The 12,839-nt window shown below is 64.5% G+C and carries 7 protein-coding genes; 6 read left to right on the top strand and 1 reads right to left on the bottom strand.

The genetic code is table 11. The features are described 5' to 3' along the window. Positions 1-1,518: 1,518 nt before the first annotated feature. From cas3 to csb2, 4 genes are read left to right on the top strand one after another with little or no spacing between them, the layout of a single operon-like run. Entirely contained in the window at positions 1,519-3,972 is a 2,454-nt protein-coding gene (gene cas3, locus AB0O34_RS33930; RefSeq protein ID WP_363922578.1) for a CRISPR-associated helicase Cas3', read from the top strand. Then, on the top strand, positions 3,969-6,182 hold the full coding sequence (gene csx17 / locus AB0O34_RS33925; RefSeq protein ID WP_363922576.1) for a type I-U CRISPR-associated protein Csx17: 2,214 nt from the start codon (positions 3,969-3,971) through the stop codon (positions 6,180-6,182). Before cas3 ends, csx17 begins: the two co-directional genes overlap by 4 nt. After that, complete coding sequence (gene cas7u / locus AB0O34_RS33920) at positions 6,179-7,108, top strand: type I-U CRISPR-associated RAMP protein Csb1/Cas7u (protein ID WP_363922574.1); 930 nt, start codon at positions 6,179-6,181, stop codon at positions 7,106-7,108. The genes csx17 and cas7u overlap by 4 nt, the downstream gene beginning before the upstream one ends. A gap of 1 nt (position 7,109) precedes the next feature. Next, complete coding sequence (gene csb2, locus AB0O34_RS33915) at positions 7,110-8,534, top strand: type I-U CRISPR-associated protein Csb2 (RefSeq protein WP_363922572.1); 1,425 nt, start codon at positions 7,110-7,112, stop codon at positions 8,532-8,534. Positions 8,535-8,822: 288 nt separating this feature from the next. Here csb2 and AB0O34_RS33910 read toward each other — a convergent pair whose 3' ends face one another. After that, complete coding sequence (locus AB0O34_RS33910) at positions 8,823-8,948, bottom strand: hypothetical protein (protein WP_363922570.1); 126 nt, start codon at positions 8,946-8,948, stop codon at positions 8,823-8,825. 1,842 nt (positions 8,949-10,790) lie between these two features. On the opposite strand from AB0O34_RS33910, the gene AB0O34_RS33905 reads away from it, so the two are divergent. Both AB0O34_RS33905 and AB0O34_RS33900 read left to right on the top strand, forming a co-directional pair. Then, the gene (locus AB0O34_RS33905; RefSeq protein WP_363922568.1) at positions 10,791-11,834 is read left to right on the top strand and encodes a tyrosine-type recombinase/integrase; all 1,044 of its coding nucleotides are present in this window, start codon (positions 10,791-10,793) and stop codon (positions 11,832-11,834) included. 350 nt (positions 11,835-12,184) lie between these two features. Further along, complete coding sequence (locus AB0O34_RS33900) at positions 12,185-12,703, top strand: hypothetical protein (RefSeq protein ID WP_363922566.1); 519 nt, start codon at positions 12,185-12,187, stop codon at positions 12,701-12,703. Positions 12,704-12,839: the final 136 nt, after the last annotated feature.

Here is a 12,839-nt window from a genome sequence, read left to right as displayed (position 1 = left end):
TCGGACTATTACCACCCTATCGGGCGGTATGTCCGGAATCTCTGGAGCACCTCAGGGCCTCATTGCGGCGCCTGGAGCTGCTCAATCTTGAGCCGCTGAGCTGCTGTTCCATTCCGGCCTCAGGGCCGGGCCTCATTGCGGGGACATGACGCAGGATTTCGACGGCCATTTGGGCACGACTTCTATGTGGTCTCATGGCTGGGCCTCATTGCGGCACCTGCTTGGTGGTGCGCTGGACGCCGGCCTTCCCGCGTTCCATCCCGGCCTGCGCGCCGGGCCTCATTGCGGCGACGATGCCGACTTCAAGCAGGCACTGCAGGGCAGGTTTCCCGGCCTCATTGCGGCTGGATGGGCGCCCACTATGAGGCCAATGACCATGATTGTTCCGTCCCGGCCTCAGTGTCGGGCCTTATTGCGGCAGCTCGGGCGGATGGCGGTTCGGCCGACCGCACCGCAGTTCCATCCCCGCCTCAGGGCCGGGCCTCATTGTGGCAAGCTGAGCTATCGGCTGATCTGGCTGCTGGAGCAGGTTCTATCCCGGCCTTAGCGCCGGGCTTTCATTGCGGCAGCGGCGCGTACTAGCCGTGCACGCCCTCGGGTGGCGGATTCATCCTGCCCTCGGGGCCGGTTTCATTGCAGGTCGTAGCACTCTCGCTCAGGTGCCATGGGGCGCCGCTGTTCTATCCCGGCCTCAGTGCCGGACTTCATTGCGGCCAGGTGGCGACCAAGATGTCGCAAGCGCCGTTCTTGGTTCCGTACCCGGCCTTAGCACCGGCTTCATTGCGGCGCCCGGTAGATCGCCGCTGCGTCGATCTTGCTGGAGTTTCATCCCGGCCTCCAGTCGCTGGCGATCAGCTCGGCTGCCGTCGTTGCTCCATCCCGGTCTCAGCGCCGATGCCTTATTGCGGCTCCCACGGCTTCACGGTCGATGGTGGGAGGCCGGTGCTCGACCCCGGCCTAGGCAGTGGATCTCATAGCTGCCGTACTGCTTACAGTGAATGAGACTCAGCTACCAAGTTTGTAGTTGTGGGGACGAAGGCAGATCGTCCTGGCTATGGTGACTACGCCGCACGCGGAAGACTCGGGGGCCTGCGGACGGCCACCCCCTTAATCCAGCAGGAGGTTGCATGTCAAAGAGTGCGCCCGGGCGTGGGATCGCCGACCTCAGGGAGGTAGTCCTGTACGTCATCGTGCTAGTGATCGTTCTAAGGGTCATCCAGGGATACCCGGGTTGGCAGGTCGCATTCAGCAGCCCATGACGTACACATGACGTGGATGCCCTGCTCGGGGCATCCACGCAGTGGGGCCGGTATTCGAAATCACTGATACCGGAGATGTTCGGCCCAATGATCAACTGAGTCGCATTCACTGGCCGCAATCGAGCTACGCCTGCGACGTAGAGAACTCCACCCTAGGGGATGTTGCCGCGTGCCCGTCGCGATTGTCGGTGGGAGCCGCTAGGTTGCGAATCCTTCGTGGATTTCACTGAAACCTCAGTGTGCCCTCAAGGAGGGTCTCATGCGTGATGACCGACACGTAGAAGCGTTCAGCGAGTTCGTCTCGCGTGCGGTGGGCGAAGCGTGGGCGCCCTACACCTACCAAGCCAGCCTCGCTCAAGACGGGTTGCCGGATCTGTTGCGGATGCCGACGGGGGCGGGGAAGACGCTGGCGGCTGTGCTGCCGTGGCTGTGGCGTACGTATTCGTTCTCCGAGGTCACACCTTCGCGGCTGGTTTACGTGCTGCCGCTGCGGACTTTGGTGGAGCAAACGGCTCGCGAGGTGGCGGGGTGGCTCTTAAACCTGGGTAAACGCGCCTCTCGCGCCCCTGAGGAGGTCAGCGACGAGGACGAGGTGGTCCTTCAGGTCCTGATGGGCGGGGCCGGTCGGCAAGATGACGCCTGGCAGTTGGCGCCGGGCAAGCGTGCCATTCTCATCGGCACGCAAGACATGGTCTTGAGTCGTGCCTTGATGAGGGGATACGCGGAGACACGGTCGAGGTGGCCCATCTCCTACGCGCTTCTTCATTCGGACACTCAGTGGGTCTTCGATGAGACTCAGCTGCTTGGGCCGGCGCTTCCCACGAGTGCTCAACTTCAGGGGTTAAGGGACAAGCTAGGCACGGCATCGCCGACGAAGACGATGTGGATGTCAGCAACTCTTGCGGAGGACGGGCTGGCCACCGTCGACCACGATGTGACCGGTCTGCGGACGGTCGAGCTGTCGGCGGAGGACCGGGCAGGCGCATTGGCGAAGAGGCTGAATGCGACTAGGACAGTCGAGCGGCTTGATCTTCCGGCGGACTCCAAAACGTACCCCAGCGTCCTGGCCCAGGCGCTCCTTGAACGGCACCGGCCAGGCACCCGGCTGATCGCGGTGCTGAACACCGTGGAGCGTGCCAATGCGCTGTGTGAGGCGATCCGGAAAGCGACCTCAGAGGCTGACGTGGTGTTGATTCACTCTCACTTCCGGCCGCCGGAACGCAGAAAGTTGATGGAGTTGGTCACGGCCGACCCACCCGAGGCAGGAAGGATCGTGATCAGTACGCAAGTCCTTGAGGCGGGGATCGACATCTCCTCCAGGACGTTGTTTACCGAGGCAGCGCCGTGGAGTTCGATCGTGCAGCGGGCCGGTCGGTGCAACCGCAGTGGAGAGTACGGCGCGACATCGCTCCTATGGGGTCTTCCGCCGCACGGGCGCAATCCGGCAGCGCCCTACAAGCAGGACGACGTGGACGACGCGACGGTGGCGCTCGGTGAGCTGGAGGGCTGCGCGGTCACATCTACGCAACTGCAGCGGCATCCGGTTAAGCAGATGCCCGAGCTGCATGCCGTACTGCGGCGCAGGGATCTGCTGCAGCTGTTCGACACAATGCCGGACCTCACGGGCGCGGACATCGACGTAAGCCCGTGGATCCGGGATGGCGACGACAACGGCGTTTTCGTTGCGTGGCGGGATTGGTCCTCCAGTGGAGGCCGACCGGCTGAGGATGAGCTACAGCCTTCCCGCGACGAGCTGTGCCCGGCGTCGATCGCCGATGTGAAGAAGCTGGCCGTTCCCGACAGTGGCGTGTGCCGGGTCTGGGTGAAAGACCGCGTCACGGGAAACTGGCGCTGGGCTTCGCGGCCAGACATCGTGCCCGGTGCTGTGGTGATCGCTGATGCGTCCGCTGGGGGTTACGACGCCATGCTGGGCTGGGCTCCGGCGAGTCGCGTCCCAGTTGAGCCAGTCGCGCTTGCCGAAACGGACACGGGGGAGCTTTCGGGTGAGCGAGATGGCGATGCCATCGGCGACGACGCCTTGTCGCACGGGCAGCCATGGGTGGGGCTTTCCCAGCACCTAGAGGATGTGGAAGCAGAGGTCACTCTGATCGCCGACGAACTGCCATTACCTGGCCTCGCTGCGGCGCAGATCACTGCGGCGGCTCTCGCGGGGCGCTACCACGACCTGGGCAAGTGCCATGAGGTGTTTCAAGAGACGCTCAGGAAATCGGGCCCGAATCCACCAGCCGGGCTTCTGGCGAAGTCACCCAACTCCGGCCCACGGTATTCGCGCAGGTACCTGCGGCATGAGCTGGTCAGCGCGTTGATGCTGACACATCCCGACTGCCGGTTGCTGGATGGTCAGCAGGAACGGGACTTGATCGTGTATCTGGTGGCCGCTCACCACGGCAAGGTGCGGATGAGTGTTCGCTCCGTCAGGGATGAAGCCTTGAGGAATCCGCCGCTGGTGCTCGGGGTGGCGGAAGGAGACCGTACTCCCGCGCTTGAGCCGACGCAGCGCGAGCACGTCGGCCCTCTAACCCTGTCGACGTCGTCGCTCCGGATGGGCGCAGGGGAGGGCGACTCCTGGACGGCCAGGGCGGTGGGGCTTCGCGATCGTCAGGATTTGGGACCGTTCCGGCTGCCGTATCTGGAGGCGCTCGTGCGCATCGCCGACATGAGGGTCAGCAAGGCGTACCGGGAGGGCAAATGAACCGGATTAAGCTGTACGGCTGCCGTGCGGACGTGCTGGCCGGCTACCTGCAGGCACTCGGCCTGCTTAGGGCGGTCGCGGGACAGATCGACCCCCAAGCTCGGTTGCACTGGCGAGGTGATGTTGCCTCGCTCGACACCGTGCTGAGCGAGGAGGAGCTGTTCACATGGCTGGTGCAGGCGTACGTGCCCGCTCCGATCGTGTCGCCGTGGAACTCTGGCTCCGGGTTCGCAGGCAACGGTAAGAGTCGCAGCGCTGAACATGCCTTGGCCAGCGTCCGAGACGCCGAAGATGACCGTTTCCGCCTGCTGCGCGAGGCCATCGTGAAGAGCGAGCAGATCGTGGCGGAAGGACGTCGCCGCGGATGGGGAGGCAGCAAGGACGAGTTATGGGCCAAGGATCGCAAAATCGACGTGGTCAAGCTCTGCCGGGCGCTTCTTCCTGACGAGGCGCTGCCCTGGCTGGATGTCGCGGTCACGCTGACACTCGACGACCTGGCCTTCAACGCCCTTGCCGGGACGGGCGGCAACTTCGGCCGACAAGACCTGTCGGCGACCTATTACGAACGCCTACTGAGGCTCATGGGAGTCAAATCTAAACCGGCTGAAAGCCGCAACTGGGCCGAGGCCGCGCTACTGGGCCGGGAAGATGTCGCCTACCTGCGAGACACCGTCGGCCAGTACGACCCAAGCCGGGCCGGAGGGATCCACTCGGCCGCTGACGAAAAGGGAGACGGCTTCGCCAACCCGTGGTCTTTCGTGCTGGTCATGGAAGGGACGCTGCTGTTCGCCAGCGCGGCGGTACGCCGCAACGGGACCGGCAGATCCTGGGAGGCCAAGCCCTTCTTCACCCACTCGACACCTCTTGGCCACGGCAGCGCAGCCGAGTACGAGTCAGTCAAGGGTGAGCAGTGGGTGCCGCTGTGGGACCAGCCCGCGGGGGCTGGCGAAGTGGCCCAGCTGATCGGGGAGGGGCGGGCGCAGTGGCGGCACAAGCAAGCGTCCTCTGGGCTGGAGTTCGCGATGGCCCTGGCCACGCTCGGGGTGGATCGAGGTCTGACCGGTTTTCACCGCTTCGTGATCGCCGAACGTCTGGGGCAGAACCCTCTGGCGATCCACGCCGGAAAGATCAAGGTTGCGTCCCGCCCGGATGAAGCGCTACTCCGCCAGCCCTACACGTGGCTGGAGCAGGTGCGGCGGGCAGGGCCTACCAATGCTGTGGCCACCGCGCTGCGCCGGGTCGAACGTGAACTCTTCGCCTTCGCCGCGGGTGACGGGGTCAGTGCGCTCGCCAAATTCATGATCGAATTCGGCCGCCTGCACGAACTCGTCGGACGATCCCGCCAGCTGCGATCACAGGTCAAGCCCTATACCGTGAGAGACTCCCAACCTGACTGGCTCAAGGCACTAGAACATCTCAGTGAGGGCCGGGAGGAGCTGTGGCTTGCCGCCGGATTCGCTACCCTGCACGACAATCCCAGAGCCGCCGGACCGGACATCCGAGCGTTGCTCACGCGATCCGACGGCAGAGCCTGGCAGGACGCTCCTGGGTGCGGCGTCGACCTGTTCGGAGCAACGCTGGTGCGAGCACTCGCCCAAGCGCACCGGATCCGCGTCATCAAGGCCCAAGACAACCGGCTCAGCGTGAACAGCGAGGACAGCGCGGTGCGTGGCGTCCAGACGGCCTTCGACTATGGGCAGCGACTCCCGATCAGTCTGATTGGCCAGTTCATGGCCGATCCATCGCGGGACGATCTCGTGGCCGACTACCTGCGCGGGCTGCTGGCCCTCGGGTGCCGCTCCCGCACGGAGGCGGCTTGGCCACAGATTGGTCCCCTGGTGCCTGACTGGGGGCTGTCGCTGTTTGTGCCCTTCTTCAGCACCGGTGATCTCACCGTCCGGGTGCGCGACCGGCAGAGCGGAGAACAGCAGAACCGTCCCGTACGGCTCGCGCCGCAACCGGATTGGATCTCCCGGATGGCCGCCAGGGGCGTCAATGCGGTGTCCGCAGACGCCATGCGCCGGCTGCGGATCGCCGGACTGGACCCGCGAGTACGAGTCGTGCCCACATCACATGCAGACGGGACGCGGCTCTCTGCGGTCCTTCTGCTTGCCATGACCCAGCTTGACCGAGAGAGATCGCTGACGCGGATCTGCGTCGCCGAAACCAAACGTCATGACCTCCCCGAACAGCAAGGAGTACCCGCGTGACCCCCCTGGACCAGCCACGTCTGCGCTACTCGGCCGACCTCCAGCCCGTGCTCGGGTCGACCTTTCAGGCCACCAATTTCCCCGACATCGGCTCAGCCAAGTTCCAGCGTGCCAAGGGCGGCGACAGCCTGCTCGTCGAGTCGGTCCAGTCGATGGTCAACCGCCTGGAGGGGATGGCCTGGGATCGCGGTTCGCACCGGCCCGTCGGCCTGATCGAGGCACTGCCGTACGTGCGTGTGCACCGTAAGGACAACCCGGAGGAGTACCTCACCTCCAGCCGCGAGGAAGCCCACAGGCTGGCATCAGCGTTCGTCCGTGAAGCCACGACCTTGGATGGCAAGCCCATGGTGGAGGTCATCCGGGACCGGCTCGGGCTGGTCAAGGACACGCCTCTCAACTATCCCCGCATGGCACATGCTCTGCTGGAGCTTGACCCGTTCTGCCTGCTCCACGGGATCTTCTTCAGCCGCAAGGAATGGCTCGGCCAGCCAAGGTTCACACGGGCGGTGTCCGCCGTCATCGAAGCGCACGACGTGCGAGAGGTGATCAGCGGCGGCCGTAAGGCCGACCACGTGCGCCACCAGCTCGGAGAGGGCGGCGGCACCAGCGAGGGTTACGGCTCGGTTCCCTTCCATCGGGTCGAATGGACGGCTGGGGAGATCAAGGCCATGTTTGTCGTGGACGTCGACCTGCTTACGTCCTACGGCCTGGGCGCTGCGGTCACCGAGCTGCTGGTGCTCATTGCCCAGTGGGAGATCCGTACGCTCCTGTCCCGCGGGCTCCGGCTTCGCACGGCCTGCGACCTGGAAGTCACCGAAGAGCCGAAGGAACTGCCGCAGCAGGCGGAACTTCAGACACGGATCGCCGAGCTGATCGCGGCCGAAGGCCTCGGTGCTGAACCGATCACCGTGCTGTGGAAGGGCTGACATGGCTGTCGTCCTGGCCATGCATTTCCCCTGGGGGCGGTATCACGCCACCCCCTGGGGGCGCTACGTCAACGAAGGAGCGGTGGAAGTGCCACCGTCACCGTGGCGTTTGCTGCGCGGTCTGTACTCGGTTTGGCAGCTGCGGGCACCCGAATTGGATGCTCGCGTCGTTCACGGACTGCTGGGCCGGCTCGCCATCCCGCCGTCGTACATGATCCCGCCCTATCGGATCGCCCACTCTCGGCACTACTACCCCGACAGCAAACATCGCAGTGGGTCCGTGAGTGTCGATAAGGCTGTGGACGCCTTCGCTGTTCTCGATGGCAACCAGACCATCTACGCCATCTGGCCGATCGATCTCGACCCTGAGCAGTCGGATGCTCTGGCAAGGTTGGCCAAGTCGATGCCCTACATCGGCCGGGCTGACTCCACGTGTGACGTCGAGGTGCTGGACCGCCTGCCGAAGGAAGCGACCGGGCATCGGCAGGCTGAGCCGATCGGCATGGACGACGAAGCCCTCAGCAGCAACCACGAGCTGGCGGACCTTCTATCCCCGGACTTACCGCTCGATTTGGACGCGCTGATCGCCCGTCCGGTCGACGTGCGCGCCAACAAGCTGCTCTTTCCGCCCGGATCCAGAAAGATCTCCTACGCGGTACCGACGCCATCTCGGGCGTCCCGGCCCGTGCGCCATGTGCAAGGGAAGTTCACCGTAGTGCGGCTGGCGGTAAGCGGAATCGTGCAGCCGCCGATGGGACACGCGGTTCCGCTGATGGATGCCCTGCGCGGCGCCTGCATCAAGGTTCTCACCCGCCGAGGTGGGATGTCGGACAGCCTGCTCGCGGGGAAATCCGCCGATGGGACACCGATGGGTGATGCACATCGCCACGCCCATTTCCTGCCCTTCGACAGCAACGGTGACGGGTGCATCGACGAAGTCATCGTGTGGACTCCCGGTGGTCTTTCCGCACACGAAGTCCACGCGCTGGACACCGTAACCAGGCGGAGCGTAGGGGTGCCGGAAGGGGTAACCGGACCACGCGATCTCCAAATGCTCCTTACCGCATCCGGCGATGAGTCCCTCTTGCCTACCGAGTGGAACCACCGTTCGCGTCGCTGGAAGTCCATCACGCCCTTCGTGCCCTCTCGCCACCGCAAGCCCCGCCAAACGCCAGCCACTTACCTTCACGACGAGGTGGTCCGGGAACTGGCCTACCGCAGACAAGCCGTCCCGGATGTCGTGGTGAAGGAGAAACCTGACTCCAGCTTCGTCGGCTTCACCCGGCAGAGGTGGCGCGGCAAGAGATCCGCTGAGACGCGCCCCGGTTACGGTCTTGAGCTGGAGTTCGCTGAACCCGTCGAGGGACCCATCTCACTCGGACATCTCTCGCACTTCGGACTCGGCCTATTTAAAGCAGTTTACTGACGCTCGCTGCCACTTGAAAACTGAACAGTGCGAGTTCCTTGGATCATGCCGCCGCGCTCAGTTCGGAACCTCATATCCACACGCTTTCCCTGGGAGGTCCCTAACCCCAACCGACCCGTTTCACGGACAATCCAGCCAGCCCTGTCGTACCTCAACGGATACTCTCAGTTGTCCTCCCAGATCGCGAACCGTTTCACCCCCGCCAAGGCCGGGCCCCATTGCGGCTCCGGGATCGGGATGATCACGGCGAGTTCTTCGGCGGTTTCACCCGGCCCCAGAGGCCGGGCATCATTGCGGGCTGGTGTCGACCAGTCCGTTGTAGATGTGGTTGCCCTGTTCCATTCCGGCTCCAAGATCGGGCTTCATTGCGGCAAGCTCGGGGCAGGCCAGCCGACGTACACGAACGAGTTCCATCCCGGCTTCCAGCCGGGCTTCATCGCGGCGATGTTCCCGCTGGCACGTACGGATTTCTGCTCTTGCTCCATCTCGGTTTCTGGCCGGGCTTCATTGCAGCGCGACCTTGCCGATCAGGTAGTGGGCTGGGGTCCGAGCGTTCCATCCCGGCTCAATGGGCGGGCTTCATTGTGGCCACCTCTACCAGGAGGACGGCGGGAAGACCGGGACAAGGAGATCGCTCAATCCCGGTTCCAAGATCGGGCATCATTGCGGCTACGACACCGGGAAGAAGGCCGGCGAAGGGTACCTGTTCCATCCCGGCTCCAGGGCCGGGCTTCATTGCGGCGGCCACACGCCGAGGGCGTATCCATACGCCATGACCAGGGTCTATCCGGCCGCAGCACCGGTCCCCATTGCGGTACGCCGTCGATCAGTTCACGGTCGATGATCCCGCGGATGTTTCACCCGGCCTCGATGCCGGGCCTCATTGCGGCGTTAGCGCCATAGCACCCGTCCTCGTGTTGAGGGTCGGTTCAATCCCGGCCTGAGGGCGGGGCGTCATTGCTGCATGCCCTACGGGTAGGACTGCGCCAGGGTGAACGGAACTCCGTCCCGGCTCAGCCAGGCCTCATTGCGGCTCACGCATCACCAGTATCCCGCTGCCTACGCAGCCCTACCCCCCACCGCGGGGCCTCATTGTGGCCAGGAGACGACGGCGGCCCAGTCGAACTAACCGGTGTTCCCTCCCCGGCTTCAGTGCCGGGCTTCATTGCGACGTGGACACGGTGCGCTGGGTGACTACCTCGTCGTCGGGGAGTTTCATCCGGGCGTCATTGCGGCCGCTGGTATAGGACTCGGCGGGCGTCGATCGCCGAATTTCATCCCAGCTCAACGGCTGGGCTTCATTGCGGCACTTACCAGGAGATCCTCACTGACGAGTGGATCGAAGGTTTCATCCCGGCTCAAGGGTCGGGCTTCATTGCGGCGGCCTGGACACCAAGTCACTGGTCATAGGTCTGGCGCCTCCCATCCCGGCTTCCATGCCGTGCTTCATTGTGGCTTGGCCTCCTGGACTCCCTTGACCCACTTCTGCCCTGTTCCATCCCGGCCTCCGGGCTGGGCTTCATTGCGGCAGGTCCGTGGCGTTGGGGTGCTACCAGTCTTCTGCGGTTCCATCCCGGCTTCGAGGCCGGGTTTCATTGCGGCCCGATGCCGTACCGCTCGGTCGCCATCGGCGTGGGGTTCCATCCCGGTTCCAAGACCGGGCTTCATTGCGGCGCCACCACGTCCGCGTTCCCGGCGTTGACGGTGACTTGTTCGATTCCAGCTCAAGCGTCGCGCTTCATTGCGGCGGCGGAATCACCGGCACTGCGCTATACCTGGTGACTTCCATCCCGGCTTCGCGGTCGGGGTTGCATTGCGGCTTTTCGAGAAGCTTGTCGAGACCTTCCTCGATCGCCGTTCCATCCCGGCTCAGAGACAGGGCCTCATTGCGGCAAAATCCAGGACACCAATGGTGCTGGCCCGAATCTTCCATCCCGGCTCAAGCGCCGGGCTTCATTGTGGCGGGCGGGGCCTGGACGAACTGTTCCATCTCGGCTTAAGAGCTAGGCTTCATTGCGGCGATGGGATGCGGGACTCGATCAAGGTGAGCTGCCGGTTCCATCCAGGCACGAGGGGTGGGCTCCATTGTGGCCTCTTGCCGGTGCACACCAGGGACCACATGCCGAGCCGTTCGTTGCCATCGTGTCCCGATCGTGTTCTGTAGGAGTGCACCGGAAGATCGCCAAACATCTGGCTCCTGATAATGTTCCTTCTCACAAGTCAGGCATGATCTTGGATCGACGTGAGAGGAACCCGGTGACCACCCTCGACAACCGGCCCGCAGCCCCCGTTCACACCACCGTCGACCACACCCTCAGCCCAGCCGCCCGTGCAGCCATCGCCGCGGGCATGCCCGCCTCCACGCGCCGTGCCTACAACACCGACTGGACCGCGTTCACCGCCTGGAGCGCTGAGAACGGCCGCGTACCGCTGCCCGCCACCAGTCAGACCGTCACCGAGTACGTCACCCATCTGACGATGGCTCCCTCGACGCGGACAGGCCGTCCGCTCTCCCCGCCGAGCATTGAACGCGCGTTGGCCGCGATCCGCACGATGCACAACGCTGCCGATGTTGAACCGCCGCAGACCAAGGCCGCACGCAAGGTACTGTCCGGCTACCGTGACCGCCTGGCGCAGGCCCACGACCCGGCAGCTCGGCCGCGCAAGGCTGAGCCGGCAGTGCCCGAGACGCTGCGCATCATGCTCGCGACCCTCAATCGGACCGCCTTGTCTGGTAAGCGCGACGCCGTCCTGCTGCTGCTCGGCTATGCATGCGCCGCTCGCGTTTCCGAGCTGGCCGCGCTCGACATCGCCGATGTAGTCGAGACGCCTGAGGGGCTGATCGTCACCATCTACCGGCGCAAGATCAAGGCGTTCACCGAGACGGCCGTTCCCTACGGTCGCGTACCGAGCACCTGCCCCGTCCGCGCTGTGCGTGAGCTACTCGCCGCGATGGCCGAGGAAGGCCGGACCAGTGGACCGCTGCTTGTGCGCATCGACCGGCACGGCCGCGTGGCTCCGCCCATGACGCGCAAGGGTCTTCCCATCGGTGACCCGTCTGGCCGTCTGACCCCCACGGCCGCCGCCGACGTGGTGACGCGCATCGCGGAAGTCACTGGGCTGGAAGGGCAGTGGACCGGTCACTCACTGCGGCGGGGATTCGCCACTGCTGCCCGCCGTGCTGGCGCCAACCTGGAAAGAATCGGCCGCCACGGTGGATGGGCCGACGGCTCCCGCGCGCTGCTCGGCTATCTCGAAGAGGGCGACCGCTGGACCGACAACCCTGTAGCCGGGCTGTAGCCCTCGCAGTGGAATCCCGGCGCCGTAAGGTGACGCCCTGTCCTCTCCCTGCGCATCGGCGCGCCGGTTCATTGCCGTTCGGCTTGCTGGTCTTCCTTGGGCGGCTGCCCAGCGGGTTTGAACAGGACGTGGCCTGCCGGTCCGTCGATGAAGCCGGCGTTCTCGCCGTCCGGATGGACCAGATCTTCTCGCCCCATCGCAGGATTTGGTAGCCCAGAGACCTGGTCGGATATCGACTTCTTCGGGGAGATTGCCCGTCTGCACAGGACATCACGCCCTAGTGCCGAAGGCACTACGATTTGCAAGTTGTGACGGAGTTATTCGCAGGTGGGCGCACCCGCACCGAGAGCATGCTTGAAGTAGTGATCGAAAGTCCGCAGGGCCATGAGGCGGTCCGCGACCTGCCTACGCTGGACGAAGTCCTGGACCTGATGAAGGCGGTGGAAGACTTCGTCGACGCGGTAGCTATTGGTTTAGCAGCCAGGGAGACGGAGTCACAGCTTGGCTTCATATTGGGCGCAGTGTCTGCTTGGGTCGCCCAAGTTCAGGAGGCGGCCAGAGTGCTTCTGGGAAGCTTCCTCGATGGGCTCGTGCGAGCACGTAGGGGCGAGGCCACTAGTACCACCATCGTGGTAAGCCGCATCTCGATGAATTCGCCACTCACGATGGAGCTGCTTGTGGGCGCTACAAGCAGCGCAGGCGTCGCTTCTGCGGTGGTGTACCTCTTCAAGAACCCTGACAAGATCGGCTCATGGTTCCCAAGGCTTCAAGCGTCCTGGTACAACGGCCGCGCTGAGGCTGAGAAGGCTAGGAGGGCGTACGAGAAGCTGCGCGCTGCCCGAACGAAGATGCGCGAGCTTCAGCGCTGATCACGCCCCACCGAGCTGCCCAGTACAGCTCGAAGTCGGCGACGTTCTCGGGCAACTTGTCCGGCTTGTCGTCGCCCTTCTCGGAACCTGTCAATTTGATCAAGGCAGTTGAGCTGGTCTAATTCTGTGTCAGCTT

This window comes from Sphaerisporangium sp. NPDC088356, assembly GCF_040685555.1.
In the GTDB taxonomy this organism is placed as follows: Bacteria; Actinomycetota; Actinomycetes; order Streptosporangiales; family Streptosporangiaceae; genus Sphaerisporangium.
This window is presented reverse-complemented; position numbering and strand designations above follow the sequence as displayed.

Excerpts from the sequence above, each read along its gene's own strand:
- cas3 (WP_363922578.1), top strand. The coding sequence starts at position 1,519 with ATGCGTGATGACCGACACGTAGAAGCGTTCAGCGAGTTCGTCTCGCGT.
- csx17 (WP_363922576.1), top strand. The coding sequence starts at position 3,969 with ATGAACCGGATTAAGCTGTACGGCTGCCGTGCGGACGTGCTGGCCGGC.
- csb2 (WP_363922572.1), top strand. The coding sequence starts at position 7,110 with ATGGCTGTCGTCCTGGCCATGCATTTCCCCTGGGGGCGGTATCACGCC.
- AB0O34_RS33910 (WP_363922570.1), bottom strand. The coding sequence starts at position 8,948 with ATGGAACTCGTTCGTGTACGTCGGCTGGCCTGCCCCGAGCTTGCCGCA.
- AB0O34_RS33900 (WP_363922566.1), top strand. The coding sequence starts at position 12,185 with ATGCTTGAAGTAGTGATCGAAAGTCCGCAGGGCCATGAGGCGGTCCGC.